At 51.6% G+C, this 19,257-nt stretch carries 18 protein-coding genes; 14 read left to right on the forward strand and 4 right to left on the reverse strand.

What is annotated here, in order from left to right:
• Positions 1-14 precede the first annotated feature (14 nt).
• Positions 15-1,217: an FAD-dependent 2-octaprenylphenol hydroxylase gene (ubiI, locus tag A9180_RS17015; protein WP_064529783.1), complete on the forward strand. Its 1,203-nt coding sequence runs from the start codon at positions 15-17 to the stop codon at positions 1,215-1,217.
• Positions 1,218-1,290: 73 nt separating this feature from the next.
• On the opposite strand, the gene A9180_RS24360 is transcribed toward ubiI, so the two are convergent.
• Positions 1,291-1,374: a hypothetical protein gene (locus tag A9180_RS24360; protein ID WP_123057965.1), complete on the reverse strand. Its 84-nt coding sequence runs from the start codon at positions 1,372-1,374 to the stop codon at positions 1,291-1,293.
• Between the two features lie 288 nt (positions 1,375-1,662).
• On the opposite strand from A9180_RS24360, the gene gcvT reads away from it, so the two are divergent.
• The 4 genes from gcvT (at position 1,663) to A9180_RS17035 (ending at position 7,514) form a co-directional block, all read left to right on the forward strand.
• Positions 1,663-2,757, forward strand: a complete 1,095-nt coding sequence (gene gcvT / locus A9180_RS17020) for a glycine cleavage system aminomethyltransferase GcvT (protein WP_064529784.1) — start codon at positions 1,663-1,665, stop codon at positions 2,755-2,757.
• A 23-nt stretch (positions 2,758-2,780) separates the two neighbouring features.
• Positions 2,781-3,170 carry a glycine cleavage system protein GcvH gene (gene gcvH, locus A9180_RS17025; RefSeq protein WP_001295377.1) on the forward strand — a complete coding sequence of 130 codons (390 nt, stop codon included), beginning with the start codon at positions 2,781-2,783 and terminating at the stop codon, positions 3,168-3,170.
• Positions 3,171-3,288: 118 nt separating this feature from the next.
• Positions 3,289-6,162: an aminomethyl-transferring glycine dehydrogenase gene (gcvP, locus tag A9180_RS17030; RefSeq protein ID WP_064529785.1), complete on the forward strand. Its 2,874-nt coding sequence runs from the start codon at positions 3,289-3,291 to the stop codon at positions 6,160-6,162.
• A 458-nt stretch (positions 6,163-6,620) separates the two neighbouring features.
• Positions 6,621-7,514, forward strand: a complete 894-nt coding sequence (locus A9180_RS17035) for a transporter (RefSeq protein WP_064529786.1) — start codon at positions 6,621-6,623, stop codon at positions 7,512-7,514.
• Positions 7,515-7,561: 47 nt separating this feature from the next.
• On the opposite strand, the gene bglA is transcribed toward A9180_RS17035, so the two are convergent.
• Positions 7,562-8,995, reverse strand: a complete 1,434-nt coding sequence (gene bglA, locus A9180_RS17040) for a 6-phospho-beta-glucosidase BglA (protein WP_064529874.1) — start codon at positions 8,993-8,995, stop codon at positions 7,562-7,564.
• 44 nt (positions 8,996-9,039) lie between these two features.
• On the opposite strand from bglA, the gene yqfB reads away from it, so the two are divergent.
• The gene (yqfB, locus tag A9180_RS17045; RefSeq protein WP_064529787.1) at positions 9,040-9,351 is read left to right on the forward strand and encodes a N(4)-acetylcytidine aminohydrolase; all 312 of its coding nucleotides are present in this window, start codon (positions 9,040-9,042) and stop codon (positions 9,349-9,351) included.
• Positions 9,352-9,514: 163 nt separating this feature from the next.
• Positions 9,515-10,174, forward strand: a complete 660-nt coding sequence (gene trhA, locus A9180_RS17050) for a PAQR family membrane homeostasis protein TrhA (protein ID WP_064529788.1) — start codon at positions 9,515-9,517, stop codon at positions 10,172-10,174.
• Positions 10,175-10,592: 418 nt separating this feature from the next.
• On the opposite strand, the gene ygfZ is transcribed toward trhA, so the two are convergent.
• Positions 10,593-11,573 carry a tRNA-modifying protein YgfZ gene (gene ygfZ / locus A9180_RS17055; RefSeq protein ID WP_064529789.1) on the reverse strand — a complete coding sequence of 327 codons (981 nt, stop codon included), beginning with the start codon at positions 11,571-11,573 and terminating at the stop codon, positions 10,593-10,595.
• Positions 11,574-11,824: 251 nt separating this feature from the next.
• Between ygfZ and sdhE the strand changes: the two genes are divergently transcribed.
• Both sdhE and A9180_RS17065 read left to right on the forward strand, forming a co-directional pair.
• A complete protein-coding gene (gene sdhE / locus A9180_RS17060) occupies positions 11,825-12,091 on the forward strand; it encodes an FAD assembly factor SdhE (RefSeq protein WP_000354046.1) in 267 nt (88 codons plus the stop codon).
• On the forward strand, positions 12,072-12,479 hold the full coding sequence (locus tag A9180_RS17065; protein ID WP_064529790.1) for a protein YgfX: 408 nt from the start codon (positions 12,072-12,074) through the stop codon (positions 12,477-12,479). The genes sdhE and A9180_RS17065 overlap by 20 nt, the downstream gene beginning before the upstream one ends.
• A gap of 39 nt (positions 12,480-12,518) precedes the next feature.
• On the opposite strand, the gene fldB is transcribed toward A9180_RS17065, so the two are convergent.
• Positions 12,519-13,040, reverse strand: coding sequence for a flavodoxin FldB (gene fldB, locus A9180_RS17070; protein WP_064529791.1), 522 nt, complete (start codon positions 13,038-13,040; stop codon positions 12,519-12,521).
• Between the two features lie 111 nt (positions 13,041-13,151).
• On the opposite strand from fldB, the gene xerD reads away from it, so the two are divergent.
• The 5 genes from xerD (at position 13,152) to lysS (ending at position 19,238) form a co-directional block, all read left to right on the forward strand.
• The gene (xerD, locus tag A9180_RS17075) at positions 13,152-14,048 is read left to right on the forward strand and encodes a site-specific tyrosine recombinase XerD (RefSeq protein WP_064529792.1); all 897 of its coding nucleotides are present in this window, start codon (positions 13,152-13,154) and stop codon (positions 14,046-14,048) included.
• Positions 14,049-14,072: 24 nt separating this feature from the next.
• Positions 14,073-14,783, forward strand: coding sequence for a bifunctional protein-disulfide isomerase/oxidoreductase DsbC (gene dsbC, locus A9180_RS17080; protein WP_064529793.1), 711 nt, complete (start codon positions 14,073-14,075; stop codon positions 14,781-14,783).
• A 5-nt stretch (positions 14,784-14,788) separates the two neighbouring features.
• Complete coding sequence (gene recJ, locus A9180_RS17085) at positions 14,789-16,522, forward strand: single-stranded-DNA-specific exonuclease RecJ (RefSeq protein ID WP_064529794.1); 1,734 nt, start codon at positions 14,789-14,791, stop codon at positions 16,520-16,522.
• Between the two features lie 90 nt (positions 16,523-16,612).
• Positions 16,613-17,711, forward strand: a protein-coding gene (gene prfB, locus A9180_RS17090; protein ID WP_001701073.1) for a peptide chain release factor 2 whose coding sequence is annotated in 2 segments (ribosomal slippage) — positions 16,613-16,687 and positions 16,689-17,711 — 1,098 coding nt in all. Because the reading frame shifts where the segments join, the coding sequence is not laid out codon by codon here.
• 9 nt (positions 17,712-17,720) lie between these two features.
• The gene (gene lysS / locus A9180_RS17095; RefSeq protein ID WP_064529795.1) at positions 17,721-19,238 is read left to right on the forward strand and encodes a lysine--tRNA ligase; all 1,518 of its coding nucleotides are present in this window, start codon (positions 17,721-17,723) and stop codon (positions 19,236-19,238) included.
• Positions 19,239-19,257 lie beyond the last annotated feature (19 nt).

Raw genomic sequence — 19,257 nt, forward strand, 5'->3', positions numbered from 1 at the left:
TTAAGGAATAAACAATGCAAAGTGTTGATGTAGCCATTGTTGGCGGCGGCATGGTGGGGCTGGCGGTTGCCTGCGGCTTACAGGGTAGCGGTTTACGCGTCGCCGTACTTGAGCAGCGCTTACCGGAACCTCTGGCGGCGGATGCACCACCACAACTGCGCGTTTCGGCTATAAATGCCGCCAGCGAAAAATTGCTCACCCGTCTTGGCGTCTGGCAGGACATTCTCTCCCGTAGAGCCAGTTGCTATCACGGTATGGAAGTGTGGGACAAAGACAGTTTTGGTCACATCTCTTTTGACGACCAAAGCATGGGCTATAGCCATCTTGGGCATATCGTTGAAAACTCAGTGATTCACTACGCGTTGTGGAACAAAGCGCAACAGTCGTCAGATATCACGCTGCTGGCCCCCGCAGAATTACAGCAGGTTGCCTGGGGAGAAAATGAAACCTTTCTAACGCTGAAAGACGGCAGCATGTTAACGGCGCGTCTGGTGATTGGTGCGGACGGCGCTAATTCCTGGTTGCGCAACAAAGCCGATATCCCGCTGACTTTCTGGGATTATCAGCACCACGCGCTGGTGGCAACTATTCGCACAGAAGAACCGCATGATGCGGTGGCACGCCAGGTTTTCCATAGCGAAGGCATTCTGGCTTTTTTGCCATTTAGCGATCCGCATCTTTGCTCAATTGTCTGGTCCCTGTCGCCAGAGGAAGCGCAGCGGATGCAGCAGGCAGGTGAAGACGAATTTAATCGCGCGTTAAATATCGCTTTTGATAACCGTCTGGGCTTATGCAAGGTTGAGAGCGAGCGACAGGTGTTCCCGCTGACGGGGCGTTATGCACGCCAGTTTGCTGCGCACCGTCTGGCGCTGGTGGGCGACGCTGCGCATACCATTCATCCGCTGGCGGGGCAGGGGGTAAATCTCGGCTTTATGGATGCCGCAGAGCTGATTGCTGAACTGAAACGGTTGCATCGTCAGGGTAAAGACATCGGGCAGTACATTTACCTGCGTCGCTATGAACGTAGCCGCAAGCACAGTGCAGCACTGATGCTGGCAGGTATGCAGGGCTTCCGCGATCTGTTTTCCGGTGCTAATCCGGCGAAAAAACTGCTGCGCGATATTGGCCTGAAACTGGCTGACACGCTTCCTGGCGTTAAACCGCAACTCATTCGTCAGGCAATGGGATTAAACGATTTGCCTGAATGGCTGCGTTAAAAATTTCTCCTCTTTTGTTTATTTGATACCCATCACACTTTCGTCTCCCGGTTTTTTAACCGGGGGATTTTCCTCATTTGAAATAAACTAATTTCACACGCAATTTCGCATTATATTTTCTAATGTCGTTAATTTTTGATTTAGTGATTTTAGACAATTTTTTAGTTCTTAATTTTTGTTTATTCAAAACTGCTTTATTAATACGTGATATCTGTTCAAAATCATCATGTTTTTTAGTTTTTTATTCTATCGCGATTCTGGCGATTTTTAGCCATAAGCTAATGTGATGATCAATTTTTCCTTATGGTTAACCGTCTGTTTCGGTGGTAAGTTCAGGGAAAAGAGAACGATTGCGTTGGGGACCGGGAGTGGCTCCGATGCTGGGTTTCGTGGTGACAATTTCACCACGAAAAGTTGTCAGCCCCGCTTATTCAATGAGGACAAGATGGCACAACAGACTCCTTTGTACGAACAACACACGCTTTGCGGCGCCCGCATGGTGGATTTCCACGGCTGGATGATGCCGCTGCATTACGGTTCGCAAATCGACGAACACCATGCGGTACGTACCGATGCCGGAATGTTTGATGTGTCACATATGACCATCGTCGATCTTCGCGGCAGCCGTACCCGGGAGTTTCTGCGTTATCTGCTGGCGAACGATGTGGCGAAGCTCACCAAAAGCGGCAAAGCCCTTTACTCGGGGATGTTGAATGCCTCTGGCGGGGTGATAGATGACCTGATTGTCTACTACTTCACTGAAGATTTCTTCCGCCTCGTTGTCAACTCCGCCACCCGCGAAAAAGACCTCTCCTGGATTACCCAACACGCTGAACCTTTCGGCATCGAAATAACCGTTCGTGATGACCTTTCCATGATTGCCGTACAAGGGCCGAATGCTCAGGCAAAAGCAGCTACCCTGTTTAATGACGCTCAACGTCAGGCGGTGGAAGGGATGAAACCGTTCTTTGGCGTTCAGGCAGGCGATCTGTTTATTGCCACTACCGGTTATACCGGTGAAGCGGGCTATGAAATTGCGCTGCCAAATGAAAAAGCGGCCGATTTCTGGCGAGCGCTGGTGGACGCGGGCGTTAAACCTTGCGGTCTGGGGGCGCGTGACACGCTGCGTCTGGAAGCGGGTATGAATCTGTATAGCCAGGAGATGGACGAAACCATCTCTCCTTTAGCCGCCAACATGGGCTGGACCATCGCCTGGGAACCGGCAGGTCGTGACTTTATCGGTCGTGAAGCCCTGGAAATGCAGCGTGAGCATGGCACAGAAAAATTAGTTGGCCTGGTGATGACCGAAAAAGGCGTGCTGCGTAATGAACTGCCGGTACGTTTTACCGACGCGCAGGGCAACCAACAAGAAGGCATTATCACCAGCGGTACTTTCTCCCCGACGCTGGGTTACAGCATTGCGCTGGCGCGTGTGCCTGAAGGCATTGGCGAAACGGCGATTGTGCAAATTCGCAACCGTGAAATGCCGGTAAAAGTGACTAAACCTGTTTTTGTGCGTAACGGCAAAGCCGTCGCGTGATTTACTTTTTTGGAGATTGATTGATGAGCAACGTACCAGCAGAACTGAAATACAGCAAAGAACACGAATGGCTGCGCAAAGAAGCAGATGGCACTTATACCGTTGGCATCACCGAACACGCTCAGGAACTGTTAGGCGATATGGTGTTTGTTGATTTGCCAGAAGTGGGCGCAACGGTAAGCGCGGGCGATGACTGCGCGGTTGCCGAATCAGTAAAAGCGGCGTCAGACATTTATGCGCCAGTAAGCGGTGAAATCGTGGCGGTAAACGACGCACTGAGCGATTCCCCGGAACTGGTGAACAGCGAACCGTATGCAGGCGGTTGGATCTTTAAAATCAAAGCCAGCGATGAAAGCGAACTGGAATCACTGCTGGATGCGACAGCATACGAAGCATTGTTAGAAGACGAGTAACGGCTTTATCCCTCTTCTTCGGGAGAGGATCAGGGTGAGGAACATTTACGCCTCACCCTCACTCTCTTCGCAAGGAGAGAGGATCACCATTCACTGCACGTTTCAGGAACCATCGCTCATGACACAGACGTTAAGCCAGCTTGAAAACAGCGGCGCTTTTATTGAACGCCATATCGGACCGGACGCCGCGCAACAGCAAGAAATGCTGAATGCCGTTGGCGCACAATCGTTAAACGCGCTGACCGGCCAGATTGTGCCGAAAGATATTCAGCTTGCGACCCCGCCGCAGGTTGGCGCACCGGCGACCGAATTTGCCGCGTTGGCGGAACTCAAGGCTATTGCCAGTCGCAATAAGCGCTTCACGTCTTACATTGGCATGGGTTACACCGCCGTGCAGCTGCCGCCGGTTATCCTGCGTAACATGCTGGAAAATCCTGGCTGGTATACCGCGTATACTCCGTATCAACCTGAAGTTTCTCAGGGCCGCCTTGAAGCACTGCTCAACTTCCAGCAGGTAACGCTGGATTTGACTGGCCTGGATATGGCTTCGGCGTCTCTGCTGGACGAAGCCACTGCTGCTGCCGAAGCGATGGCGATGGCGAAACGCGTCAGTAAACTGAAAAATGCCAACCGCTTCTTCGTCGCTTCTGACGTTCATCCGCAAACGCTGGATGTCGTACGTACCCGCGCAGAAACCTTTGGTTTTGAAGTGATTGTCGATGACGCGCAAAAAGTGCTCGATCATCAGGACGTGTTCGGCGTGCTGTTACAGCAAGTCGGCACTACCGGTGAAATCCACGACTACACCACGCTTATCAGCGAACTGAAATCACGCAAAATTGTGGTAAGCGTCGCTGCCGACATTATGGCGCTGGTGCTGCTGACTGCGCCGGGCAAACAGGGCGCGGATATTGTCTTTGGTTCGGCACAACGCTTTGGCGTGCCGATGGGCTACGGCGGCCCACACGCGGCATTCTTTGCAGCGAAAGATGAATACAAACGCTCGATGCCGGGCCGTATTATTGGCGTATCGAAAGATGCCGCGGGTAATACTGCGCTGCGCATGGCGATGCAGACTCGCGAACAACATATTCGCCGTGAGAAAGCGAACTCCAACATTTGTACTTCGCAGGTACTGCTGGCAAACATTGCCAGCCTGTACGCCGTTTATCACGGTCCGGTTGGCCTGAAACGTATCGCTAACCGCATCCACCGTCTGACTGATATCCTGGCGGCGGGCCTGCAACAAAAAGGTCTGAAGCTGCGCCATGCGCACTATTTCGACACTTTGTGTGTGGAAGTAGCAGACAAAGCGAGCGTACTGGCGCGTGCCGAAGCGGCTGAAATCAACCTGCGTAGCGATATTCTGAACGCGGTTGGGGTAACCCTTGATGAAACCACCACGCGTGAAAACGTGATGCAGCTTTTCAGCGTACTGCTGGGCGATAACCACGGGCTGGACATCGACACGCTGGACAAAGACGTGGCGCACGACAGCCGCTCTATTCAGCCTGCAATGCTGCGCGACGACGAAATCCTCACCCACCCGGTGTTTAATCGCTATCACAGCGAAACCGAAATGATGCGCTATATGCATTCGCTGGAGCGTAAAGATCTGGCGCTGAATCAGGCGATGATCCCGCTGGGTTCCTGCACCATGAAATTGAACGCCGCCGCCGAGATGATCCCGATCACCTGGCCGGAATTTGCCGAACTGCACCCGTTCTGCCCACCGGAGCAGGCCGAAGGTTATCAGCAGATGATCGCGCAGCTGGCTGACTGGCTGGTGAAACTGACCGGTTACGACGCCGTCTGTATGCAGCCGAACTCTGGCGCACAGGGCGAATACGCGGGCCTGTTGGCGATTCGTCATTATCACGAAAGCCGCAACGAAGGGCATCGTGATATCTGCCTGATCCCGGCCTCTGCACACGGGACTAACCCGGCTTCCGCGCATATGGCAGGAATGCAGGTGGTAGTTGTGGCGTGTGATAAAAATGGCAACATCGATCTGGCTGACCTGCGTGCGAAAGCGGAACAGGCGGGCGAAAATCTCTCCTGCATCATGGTGACCTATCCTTCCACCCACGGCGTGTACGAAGAAACGATCCGTGAAGTGTGTGAAATCGTGCATCAGTTCGGCGGCCAGGTTTACCTTGATGGCGCGAATATGAACGCCCAGGTTGGCATTACCTCGCCGGGCTTTATTGGCGCAGATGTTTCGCATCTCAACCTGCATAAAACTTTCTGCATTCCACACGGCGGTGGCGGTCCGGGTATGGGACCGATCGGCGTGAAAGCGCATCTGGCGCCGTTTGTGCCGGGTCATAGCGTGGTGCAAATCGAAGGCATGTTAACCCGTCAGGGCGCGGTTTCTGCGGCGCCGTTCGGTAGCGCCTCTATCCTGCCAATCAGCTGGATGTACATCCGCATGATGGGCGCAGAAGGGCTGAAAAAAGCAAGCCAGGTGGCAATCCTCAACGCCAACTATATTGCCAGCCGCCTGCAAGAAGCGTTTCCGGTGCTGTATACCGGTCGTGATGGTCGCGTGGCGCACGAATGTATTCTCGATATTCGTCCGCTGAAAGAAGAAACTGGCATCAGCGAGCTGGATATTGCCAAGCGTCTGATCGACTACGGTTTCCACGCGCCGACCATGTCGTTCCCGGTAGCGGGTACGCTGATGGTGGAACCGACTGAATCCGAAAGCAAAGTAGAACTGGATCGCTTTATCGACGCGATGCTGGCTATCCGCGCGGAAATCGATCAGGTGAAAGCCGGCGTCTGGCCGCTGGAAGATAACCCGCTGGTGAACGCGCCACACATCCAGAACGAACTGGTTGCAGAGTGGGCGCATCCGTACAGCCGTGAAGTTGCGGTATTCCCGGCAGGCGTAGCAAACAAATACTGGCCGACGGTGAAACGCCTGGATGATGTGTACGGCGACCGTAACCTGTTCTGCTCCTGCGTACCGATTAGCGAATACCAGTAATTCACTGATTCGACTATCTTCTAAAGGCGCTTCGGCGCCTTTTTGTGCTTTGTTTATGCCGGATGCGAGGTGAACGCTTTATCCGCCCCACAACATTTCGAAATTAAATATATTGCTGTAAAAACATGTCTGATAATCGTAACGCATCAGGCAACTTTTCGCTTGTCATCAGTCTGTTAGTCAGAATTTAATTTCCCTGTTTTTGTTACTTTTCTGATTGGTTATTTGTCGAGAGTTATTTTTATTGAGCCGTTATTTAATAGAAATAACACTATATGTTTACACGTAATCACAAATACTTTCTCTCCGAAATCGTTATTTATCTCTCAATATAATTACAAAAATTTTCGTATATTAATTCTGTTAAATTATTCGCCTAAATAATAAAAATAAAACAAACATAAATAACGAGAATAATTCACACCTTAGCGCTTTGTTTTTCATACCTGGAGGGAATGATGAAACGATTTATATTTCTACCATTAATAACATGTTTTTTATCAATGAATGCAGCGGCAGCTGAAGGAGAAAACAAACCCAGCAATCTGTTAGGCGCGCCAGTTAATACCGCTATTTCTGGAGGTTCAGTATTGCCAGAAGGAATGTTATTAACTGCTGTGAATAGTTCATTTCGTGATAAAGACCATCAAATTGAGGGACACGGGAGTCCGGATGTTTACTCTCAGATATGGTTATTGAAGATTCGTTATGGTCTGACCGACAGGCTGGAACTCTCCACAGTAGGTTCTTATATCAACAACCAGCGAGATAACTTATCGCCAGAACATATTGAAGGTATGGGCGATCAATCTGTTGGCGCAACTTATGCTTTAATGAGCCAGCGAAGAGGTGATCCGTTTTGGGTTACGGTAGGTGGGGCGTTATTACTACCCACCGGGCAAAATGGAGATAATCATTTGCCTGGGAACAGCGCCTGGGGGGGAAGAGTATCACTCTCTTTAACAAAATCATTCACTCCTAACTTTAAAGGGGATATGGATTTTGTATATCAGGGACCATTTGAGCGCGGTAACCAGGACGTGAAACGAGGCAATGAATTCCAGTGGAATACCCAGGTGCGGTATATGTTCAGTGATTTTCCGCTGGATATTGGTCTGGAAAGTGCCTACAGCAATAACGCTTCAGGTACGAAAAAATTGCCTAATGGCAGCACCATTAATAACCACTCAGGTACTACCGAATGGGTTGTTGGCCCGTCATTTAACGTTGCCGTTGAACCATTGAAATTATGGTTTGGTGCCGGGGCTTTCTTTCCGGTAATGCAGGAAGCGAAGTCGCCAGCTAAGATGGAAGATGTTCGCTGGGAATTTAAAATCGGTAAGACCTGGTAAATCCGGTGCAGAATGTTACCCGCCTGCTGGCGGGTAACATGCGGGAATTACAGCTTCTCGCCGTTGCTGGCTATCACCTCTTTGTACCAGTTAAAGCTCTTCTTACGTGAACGCGACATATCGCCAGTACCGTCGTCATGCTTATTCACATAGATAAAGCCGTAGCGTTTGCTGTACTGCCCGGTGGTGAACGACACGCAATCGATGCAGCCCCACGGTGTGTAGCCCATCAGCTCCACGCCATCGTAAGTCACCGCTTTTTTCATCTCTTCAATATGGGCGCGTAGGTAATCAATGCGATAGTCGTCGTTGATGCTACCGTCTTCTTCCACTTTGTCGTAAGCGCCAAAACCGTTTTCGACAATAAACAGAGGCTTCTGATAACGCTCATACAGCTCGCAAAGCGCGTAACGCAGACCCACAGGATCAATCTGCCAGCCCCAGTCAGATGCTTTAACATACGGGTTTGGTACGCTGCCTTCAAAACCAGAGATCGCATCGCCGGTGCCGCCTTCAGCCTTCACTGCGTTGGTCATGTAATAGCTAAAACCAAGATAATCGCAGGTACCTTCACGCAGCACATCCAGATCGCCGTCTTCCATTTTGATGTTAAATCCGCGACGCTCCCACTCGTTCAGCACATAGGACGGGTAATAGCCGCGCAGCTGCACATCGGTAAAGACGTAGCGTTCGCGCATTGACTCCTGGGCGAACATTACGTCATCCGGGTTACAGGAGTAAGGATAGAGCGGCACCATTGCCAGCATACAGCCGACTTTCATCTCCGGGTTAATGCGACGCGCGGCTTTCACCGCCAGGGCGCTGGCGACAAACTGGTGATGCAGCACCTGGTACATGGTTTCTTCCGGGTTTTCATGCTCGGTATAAACCACGCCGGAGCAGCAGTAACCGAACAGCGGCGCACGCCAGTTACGCTGATTGTTAATTTCGTTGAAGGTCATCCAGTATTTGACTTTGTGCTTATAGCGTTCGAATACCACTTCCGCGAAATGCACAAAGAAATCAACCACTTTACGGTTGGTCCAGCTACCGTATTGTTGCACCAGATGCAACGGCATTTCAAAGTGGGAGAGAGTGATCACCGGTTCGATGTTGTGTTTCAGCAGTTCATCGAACATATCGTCGTAGAACTTCAGCCCTTCTTCATTAGGTTGTGCTTCATCGCCTTTAGGGAAAATGCGCGTCCAGGCGATGGAAGTACGAAAACATTTGAAGCCCATTTCAGCAAATAGCTTGATGTCTTCTTTGTAGTGACCATAAAAATCAACGGCTTCATGGTTCGGATAGTATTTGCCAGGCAAAACCTCTTTGGTGATTTCGCGCGGTACGCCGTGTGCGCCACCGGTTAGCACGTCACAAATACTCGGCCCTTTGCCGCCTTTGTTCCAGCCGCCTTCGACCTGATGAGCGGCAACTGCGCCACCCCATAAGAAATCTTTCGGTAAGGTGAGTTTTTTCACTATCATAGGCTCCAAATGAATCAATTCTTACAGGAAATAGTACCATGCAGCCAAACGACATCACTTTTTTTCAACGTTTCCAGGATGACATTCTGGCTGGGCGTAAAACCATCACTATTCGCGACGAGTCTGAATCGCACTTTAAATCGGGCGATGTGCTCCGCGTTGGGCGCTTTGAAGATGACGGCTATTTTTGCACCATTGAAGTCACCGCAACTTCAACCGTAACGCTGGATACTCTCACAGAAAAACATGCACAACAGGAAAATATGACTCTGGCTGAACTGAAAAAGGTCATTACCGATATCTATCCTGGTCAGACACAGTTTTATGTAATTGAATTTAAATGCCTTTAAATTGAACTCACGCCTGTTAGTTGAAATTTCGCATTTAATTTCATGATCTTTCGGAGATTAGTCCCAAATCAGAATTTATTTTAGCTAACAGGTGTTCACTGGAACTATTCTCAGTTACGCTGGAGAGGTATACACGTGCGTGTACGTTTCTCCGGAGTAAGTTATGGTTCAGAAGCCTCTCATTAAGCAGGGATATTCGCTGGCAGAGGAAATTGCCAACAGCATCAGTCACGGCATTGGGCTGGTGCTTGGTATCGTCGGGTTGGTGTTGCTACTGGTTCAGGCGGTGGATCTTAATGCCAGCGCCACGGCGATAACCAGTTACAGCCTCTATGGCGGCAGTATGATCCTGCTGTTCCTCGCTTCGACGCTCTATCACGCAATCCCCCATCAACGGGCAAAAATGTGGCTGAAGAAATTTGACCACTGCGCTATTTATCTGTTGATTGCCGGAACCTACACGCCATTTTTGCTGGTGGGGCTGGATTCTCCACTAGCGCACGGGTTGATGATTGTTATCTGGAGCCTGGCATTGCTGGGGATTCTGTTCAAACTGACCATCGCGCACCGATTTAAAGCCTTATCTCTGGTGACCTATCTGGCGATGGGCTGGCTGTCGCTGGTAGTGATTTATGAAATGGCTGTTAAGCTCGCGGCGGGCAGCGTTACTTTACTGGCAGTAGGCGGCGTGGTTTACTCGCTTGGGGTGATTTTCTACGTCTGCAAACGCATCCCATATAACCACGCCATCTGGCACGGCTTTGTGCTCGGTGGCAGTGTGTGCCACTTTCTGGCGATCTATTTGTATATTGGGCAGCCGTAATTGCGGTGCATTTGTAGGCCTGAAAAGACACACCAGTGTCGCTTCAGGCATCGGAGCACAATTGCCGGATGCGGCGTGAATGCCTTATCCGGCCTACGGGCCGCGTCCCTGTTGTGATAAAGGTATCATATCGTAGGCCTGATAAGACGCGTCAGCGTCGCATCAGGCATTGGAGCACAACCGCCGGATGCGGCGTGAACGCTTTATCCGGCCTACAGGTCCGGCACATTTGTAGGCCTGATAAGATGCGCCAGCATCGCATCAGGCATCGTGCGCCGACTGCCGGATGCGGCGTGAACGCTTTATCTAGTCTACGGGTCGTTTCCCTTTTGTGAAAAAGGCACCGAGTTGTAGGCCTGACAAGACGCGTCAGCGTCGCATCAGGCAATGGATGCCCGGAGCGGATCGATACAGAGATTTACTCTTCCAGCGAATACGGCAGCGGCTCGATACGCAGGGTATTTACATCATCGCGCACGCGGAAGATGCTGTCCGGTTCCATATCGTTATTCATCACCACCTGAACCACGACCTGACCATCTTCCAGTTTTACCGCAGCCAGCACCGTACCGGTACGGCGCCAGTTTTCGCCCATTTTCAGCTCAATGTCTTCACCTGCTTCCGGCAGTCGACTGGCGCTACCTGCCAGCAACCAGAGCGCGCGTTTGTTGGCACCACGGAATTTTGCTCGTGCCACCATCTCTTGCCCGGTATAGCAGCCTTTTTTAAAGCTGATGCCGCCCAGCGCCTGAAGATTGGTTGCTTGCGGGATAAACTGCCCGCTGTTAGCGGCATCAATCACCGGAAAACCCGCTTCAATGTTTAATGCCAGCCACTGTTGGCTATTGTTCAGTTCCGCTTCACCGCGCAGTTTATCGGTCAATGTATTGGCGGTAGCTTCATCGGTTACGATCAGAAAACGTTCTGCCGGGTGTTCAAACCATAGCAGGGTGGTCGCGCCTTCTCTGACGACCTGCTTTTCCTTCGAAGGCAGTTCGCTAAAGAGATTTGCCAGCGCGGCACGTGCCTGAAAACCGGCTACTCCGAGCAGCACACGCTCATCGTCTGGCGCGATGGTCACTTTAGAAAACACCGCATATTTTTTCAGTTCAGTCAGCTGCGAATCACGCACGCTGCGGCGTTCAATCCACGCAAAGCCATCGCCATCGCGGAACAGACGCAAATTGCTCCACATTTTACCTTTGGCGTCGCAATGGGCGGCGAGCAAATGCTGGTCTTCTGACATCTGGCTGACATCTGCTGTCACCTGGCCCTGCATATATTTTTCGCTGTCCGCGCCAGAAATGGTAGCAAGCGCCCAGTCATCAAGCGTCATCAGCGTCAGCGGTAAACGGGCAGAAGCCGTAGGCTGACGGGGAGGAAAAGGTGTAAAAGCCATAATGGTGTCCTGTGTAACAAACGGCGTATTAATGACTAATGGTAAAAGAGCTATGAGGCAATGCAAGTGCTTTCACTACGCGATCTGTGCCTTCTGATATGCTTTGCGAGGTGACATCCAAAAAAATGAAGCCATTGAATTGTTGCGGATTAATTTCGCGATCGTGATTGTGTTTACCGATATTCCCGCAAAAGAAGTCGAAAAACACGTTACAATATCCAGGTACTGGATTTTCGTGAGACAGGAAGAAGATGGACATTAACAACAAAGCCCGCATTCATTGGGCATGCCGCCGTGGTATGCGCGAACTCGATATTTCAATCATGCCGTTTTTCGAACATGAGTACGACAGCTTAAGCGATGACGAAAAACGCATCTTTATTCGTCTGCTGGAATGTGACGATCCCGATCTGTTCAACTGGCTGATGAATCACGGTAAACCGGCCGATGCAGAACTGGAAATGATGGTCCGACTCATCCAGACACGGAATCGGGAACGTGGTCCTGTGGCAATCTGATCTGCGCGTCTCCTGGCGCGCGCAGTGGCTTTCCTTGCTGATTCATGGGCTGGTTGCCGCTGTTATTTTACTCATGCCATGGCCGCTAAGTTACACCCCGCTATGGATGGTGTTGCTTTCGCTGGTGGTATTTGATTGCGTTCGCAGCCAGCGGCGCATTAATGCTCGCCAGGGGGAGATTCGCCTGTTGATGGACGGGCGATTGCGTTGGCAAGGGCAGGAGTGGAGCATCGTCAAAGCGCCGTGGATGATTAAAAGTGGCATGATGTTGCGTTTACGCGCTGATAGCGGCAAACGTCAGCATTTGTGGCTGGCAGCAGACAGCATGGACGAAGCCGAATGGCGGGATTTACGGCGAATTTTGTTGCAACAAGAGACGCAAAGGTAAACATGACGGCAACGCTAATGCGCAAAGCCGTCAGTCCTGTCAGGCGTAATGTTCTGCCATTTCGCTAAGGATTTGCTCACACCAGCTCTGAATACGCTCGTCGCTGAGGTCATACTGGTTAGTTTCATCCAGTGCCAGACCAACGAACAGCTGTCCGTCAGCAATTACCGGTTTCGGGCTGGTAAACTCATATCCTTCCGTTGGCCAGTAGCCGACGAACTTCACGCCTTTGGTCGAGAGTTTGTCATGTAGCATGCCGAGCGCATCAAGAAACCACTCGCCGTATCCCAGCTGATCGCCAAGCCCATATAACGCAACAATTTTACCTTCGAGGTTCAGGTCGTCGAGCTGATCCCAGACGGCTTCCCAGTCTTCCTGGATTTCGCCAAAATCCCAGGTCGGGATACCCATAATGAGCACATCGTACTGCTCCATTAATTTTGGGGAGTCGTCCTTGAGGTTATGTAAGGTCACCAGTTCTGGGCCGATAATATCGCGGATTTTTTCCGCCGCCATTTCGGTGTAACAGGTGCTGGAACCGTAAAAAAGACCCATATTCATAACGTAAGCTTCTCGATTCTGCTGTGGCTTTTACGGCTAGTGTATCAGAATCGTTTTAGTCACGGCACAATAAGGCATAATGGATCAAACGAGTAACGATAAGGGGCGCAAGTGAAACAAGATCTGGCACGCATCGAGCAGTTTCTGGATGCCCTGTGGCTGGAAAAAAATCTCGCCGAAAATACTTTGAACGCATATCGTCGCGATCTGTCAATGATGGTGGAGTGGTTGCATCATCGCGGGCTGACGCTGGCAACGGCGCAAAGTGATGATTTGCAGGCATTACTGGCAGAACGGCTGGAGGGCGGGTATAAAGCCACCAGTTCAGCGCGTTTGCTGAGTGCGGTGCGCCGATTGTTCCAGTATCTTTATCGCGAAAAATTTCGTGAAGACGATCCCAGCGCGCACCTGGCTTCGCCGAAATTGCCCCAGCGTTTGCCGAAAGATTTAAGCGAAGCGCAGGTTGAAAGATTATTACAGGCACCTTTAGTCGATCAGCCTCTGGAGCTTCGCGATAAAGCGATGCTCGAAGTGCTGTATGCTACCGGGCTGCGTGTCTCGGAACTGGTTGGGCTGACAATGAGCGATATTAGTCTGCGCCAGGGCGTGGTACGAGTCATTGGTAAAGGCAACAAAGAGCGCCTTGTGCCGTTAGGTGAAGAGGCGGTCTACTGGTTGGAAAACTATCTGGAACACGGGCGGCCATGGCTATTGAACGGTGTGTCGATTGACGTGCTGTTTCCCAGCCAGCGTGCGCAGCAGATGACGCGCCAGACCTTCTGGCACCGCATTAAACATTATGCCGTGCTGGCGGGTATCGATAGCGAAAAGCTGTCACCGCATGTGTTGCGTCATGCTTTTGCCACTCATTTGTTAAATCATGGTGCGGACTTACGCGTGGTGCAGATGTTGTTGGGCCATAGCGATCTCTCCACCACCCAAATTTATACGCATGTCGCCACCGAGCGTCTGCGGCAACTTCATCAACAGCATCACCCACGGGCGTGATGTCTGAAAAGAACAGGAAGATTTATGAAGAAAGGTTTTATGTTATTTACTTTGTTGGCGGCGTTTTCAGGCTTTGTTCAGGCGGATGACGCGGCTATTCAACAAACCTTAGCCAAAATGGGCATCAAAAGCAGCGATATTCAGCCCGCGCCCGTGGCTGGCATGAAGACAGTTCTGACCAACAGCGGTGTGTTGTATATCACCGATGACGGCAAGCATATCATTCAGGGGCCGATGTATGACGTTAGCGGCACGGCTCCGGTCAACGTCACCAATAAGATGCTGTTAAAGCAACTAAACGCGCTTGAAAAAGAGATGATTGTTTATAAAGCGCCGCAAGAAAAGCACGTCATTACCGTGTTCACCGATATTACTTGTGGTTACTGCCACAAACTGCATGAGCAGATGGCAGACTACAACGCGCTGGGGATCACCGTGCGTTATCTCGCTTTCCCGCGTCAGGGGCTGGAAAGCCAGGCGGAGCAACAAATGAAAGCCATCTGGTGTGCAAAAGATAAAAGTAAAGCCTTCGATGACGTAATGGCAGGCAAAGCTGTTACCCCGGCAAGTTGCGATATCGATATTGCCGACCATTACGCACTTGGCGTACAGCTTGGCGTTAGCGGTACTCCGGCAGTTGTTCTGAGTAATGGCACACTTGTTCCGGGCTACCAGCCGCCCAAAGAGATGAAAGAATTCCTCGACGAACATCAAAAAATGACCAGCGGTAAATAATTCGCGTGAAACAACAGATAAAACTTCGTCGCCGCGAAATCGATGAAACGGCAGACCTGCCTGCTGATCTGCCACCCTTGCTGCGTCGTTTATACGCCAGTCGGGGCGTGCGTAGTGCGCAGGAACTGGAACGCGGTGTTAAAGGCATGTTGCCCTGGCAGCAACTGAGCGGCGTCGAAAAGGCCGTTGAGATCCTTTACAACGCTTTTCGCGAAGGAACGCGGATAATCGTGGTCGGAGATTTCGACGCCGACGGCGCCACCAGCACTGCCCTTAGCGTGCTGGCGATGCGTTCGCTTGGCTGCGCCAACATCGACTTCCTGGTGCCGAACCGTTTTGAAGACGGTTACGGCTTAAGTCCGGAAGTGGTTGATCAAGCGCATGCTCGTGGCGCGCAGTTGATTGTGACGGTGGATAACGGCATTTCCTCTCACGCGGGCGTTGAACACGCTCGCACGCTAGGCATTCCGGTTATTGTTACCGATCACCATTTGCCGGGCGATACGTTACCCGCGGCGGAAGCCATTATTAACCCTAACTTGCGTGACTGCGATTTTCCATCGAAGTCACTGGCTGGCGTAGGCGTCGCATTTTATCTGATGCTGGCGTTGCGCACCTTTTTGCGCGATCAGGGCTGGTTTGATGACCGTGGCATTGCAATCCCTAATCTGGCGGAGTTGCTGGATCTGGTGGCACTCGGGACGGTGGCGGACGTGGTGCCGCTGGATGCGAATAACCGCATTCTGACCTGGCAGGGCATGAGCCGCATCCGCGCCGGGAAGTGCCGCCCGGGGATTAAAGCTCTGCTTGAAGTGGCAAACCGCGATCCACAAAAACTCGCCGCCAGCGATTTAGGTTTTGCGCTGGGGCCACGCCTCAATGCTGCCGGGCGACTGGATGATATGTCCGTCGGTGTGGCGCTGTTGCTGTGCGACAACATCGGCGAAGCGCGTGTGCTGGCAAATGAACTCGACGCCCTAAACCAGACGCGCAAAGAGATTGAACAGGGAATGCAGGTTGAGGCACTGACTCTGTGCGAGAAACTAGAGCGCAGCCGCGACACGCTGCCCGGCGGGCTGGCAATGTATCATCCTGAATGGCATCAGGGGGTTGTCGGTATTCTGGCTTCGCGAATAAAAGAGCGTTTTCACCGTCCGGTTATCGCGTTTGCGCCAGCAGGAGACGGTACGTTAAAAGGTTCTGGACGCTCCATTCAGGGGCTGCATATGCGCGATGCGCTGGAGCGCTTAGACACGCTCTATCCGGGCATGATGCTCAAGTTTGGCGGCCATGCGATGGCGGCAGGCCTGTCGCTGGAAGAGGATAAATTCGAACTTTTTCAGCAACGCTTTGGCGAACTGGTTACCGAGTGGCTGGACCCCGCATTATTACAGGGTGAAGTTGTCTCCGACGGCCCGTTAAGCGCTGAAGAAATGACCATGGAAGTGGCGCAGCTGCTGCGTGATGCTGGCCCGTGGGGGCAAATGTTCCCGGAACCGCTGTTTGATGGTCATTTCCGCCTGCTGCAACAGCGGCTGGTGGGCGAGCGTCATCTGAAAGTGATGGTCGAACCGGTCGGCGGCGGCCCGCTGCTGGATGGCATTGCGTTTAACGTTGATACGGCCCTTTGGCCCGATAACGGCGTGCGTGAAGTACAGCTAGCCTATAAACTGGATATCAACGAGTTTCGCGGCAACCGCAATCTACAGATTATCATCGATAATATCTGGCCAATTTAGCGTCATCCTCTCTATAAAAAAGAGCGTGGATTGGGTACAATCCCGCTCTTATCACCGCATTTTGACTAGCTCAATAAAAGAAATCAGACCATGTTTGAAATTAATCCGGTAAATAATCGCATTCAGGACCTCACGGAACGCTCCGACGTTCTTAGGGGGTATCTTTGACTATGACGCCAAGAAAGAGCGTCTGGAAGAAGTAAACGCCGAGCTGGAACAGCCGGATGTCTGGAACGAACCCGAACGTGCGCAGGCGCTGGGTAAAGAGCGTTCCTCCCTCGAGGCTGTCGTCGATACCCTCGACCAAATGAAACAAGGGCTGGAAGATGTTTCCGGTCTGCTGGAACTGGCTGTAGAAGCTGACGACGAAGAAACCTTTAACGAAGCCGTTGCTGAACTCGACGCCCTGGAAGAAAAACTGGCGCAGCTTGAGTTCCGCCGCATGTTCTCCGGCGAATATGACAGCGCCGACTGCTACCTTGATATCCAGGCTGGTTCCGGCGGTACGGAAGCACAGGACTGGGCAAGTATGCTTGAGCGTATGTATCTGCGCTGGGCAGAATCGCGCGGTTTCAAAACTGAAATTATCGAAGAGTCGGAAGGTGAAGTGGCGGGTATCAAATCCGTGACTATCAAGATTTCCGGCGATTATGCTTATGGTTGGCTGCGCACAGAAACTGGCGTTCACCGCCTGGTGCGTAAGAGCCCGTTTGACTCCGGCGGTCGTCGCCATACGTCGTTCAGTTCAGCATTTGTTTACCCCGAAGTGGACGACGATATCGATATCGAAATCAACCCGGCTGATCTGCGCATCGACGTCTACCGTGCATCCGGCGCGGGTGGTCAGCACGTTAACCGTACAGAATCTGCGGTGCGTATTACTCACATCCCGACCGGGATTGTGACTCAGTGCCAGAACGACCGTTCCCAGCATAAGAATAAAGACCAGGCCATGAAGCAGATGAAAGCGAAGCTTTATGAACTGGAGATGCAGAAGAAGAATGCTGAGAAACAGGCGATGGAAGACAACAAATCTGATATCGGCTGGGGCAGCCAGATTCGTTCTTATGTCCTTGATGACTCCCGCATTAAAGATTTGCGTACCGGGGTTGAAACCCGCAACACGCAGGCGGTGCTGGATGGCAGCCTGGATCAATTTATCGAAGCAAGTTTGAAAGCTGGGTTATAAGGAACCAACATGTCTGAACAACACGTACAAGGCACTGACGCGGTAACCGATCTTAACAATGAACTGAAAACTCGTCGCGAAAAGCTGGCGAACCTGCGTGAGCAGGGGATTGCCTTCCCGAACGATTTCCGTCGCGATCATACTTCTGACCAACTGCATGCAGACTTCGACGCGAAAGAGAACGAAGAGCTGGAAGAGCTGAACATCGAAGTGGCTGTTGCTGGCCGCATGATGACCCGCCGTATCATGGGTAAAGCCTCCTTCGTTACCTTGCAGGACGTCGGTGGCCGCATTCAGCTGTATGTGGCTCGTGATGATCTGCCGGAAGACGTTTATAACGATCAATTCAAGAAATGGGATCTTGGCGATATTATCGGCGCAAAAGGTAAGCTGTTTAAAACCAAAACCGGCGAACTGTCTATCCACTGTACCGAACTGCGTCTGCTGACCAAAGCTCTGCGTCCGCTGCCGGACAAATTCCACGGTTTGCAGGATCAGGAAGCGCGCTATCGTCAGCGTTATTTGGATCTCATCTCTAACGATGAATCCCGCAACACTTTTAAAGTGCGTTCGCAAATTCTTTCCGGTATTCGCCAGTTCATGGTGAATCGTGGCTTTATGGAAGTTGAAACCCCGATGATGCAGGTGATCCCGGGTGGTGCAGCAGCACGTCCGTTTATCACCCATCACAACGCGCTGGATCTTGACATGTACCTGCGTATTGCGCCGGAACTGTACCTCAAGCGTCTGGTGGTTGGCGGCTTTGAGCGTGTGTTCGAAATCAACCGTAACTTCCGTAACGAAGGTATTTCTGTGCGTCATAACCCAGAGTTCACCATGATGGAACTCTATATGGCTTACGCGGATTACAAAGATCTGATTGAACTGACCGAATCTCTGTTCCGTACTCTGGCGCAGGATATTCTCGGTAAGACCGAAGTGACCTACGGTGACGTGGTACTGGATTTCGGCAAGCCGTTCGAAAAACTGACCATGCGTGAAGCTATCAAGAAATATCGCCCGGAAACTGACATGGCGGATCTGGACAACTTCGACTCTGCGAAAGCGATTGCTGAATCTCTCGGCATTCACGTTGAGAAGAGCTGGGGCCTGGGCCGTATCGTCACCGAGATTTTCGACGAAGTAGCAGAAGCTAATCTGATTCAGCCGACCTTCATTACTGAATACCCGGCTGAAGTTTCTCCGCTGGCGCGTCGTAACGATGTCAACCCGGAAATCACCGATCGCTTTGAATTCTTCATTGGTGGTCGTGAAATCGGTAACGGCTTTAGCGAGCTGAACGATGCAGAAGATCAGGCGCAGCGCTTCCTGGATCAGGTTGCAGCGAAAGATGCAGGCGACGACGAAGCAATGTTCTACGACGAAGATTACGTCACCGCACTGGAACATGGTTTGCCGCCGACAGCCGGTCTGGGGATTGGTATCGACCGTATGGTTATGCTGTTCACCAACAGCCATACCATCCGCGACGTTATTCTGTTCCCGGCAATGCGTCCGGTAAAATAAGCGTTACGCGTATGCACAT

The sequence above is a fragment of the Escherichia sp. B1147 genome, assembly GCF_001660175.1.
In the GTDB taxonomy this organism is placed as follows: domain Bacteria; phylum Pseudomonadota; class Gammaproteobacteria; order Enterobacterales; family Enterobacteriaceae; genus Escherichia; species Escherichia whittamii.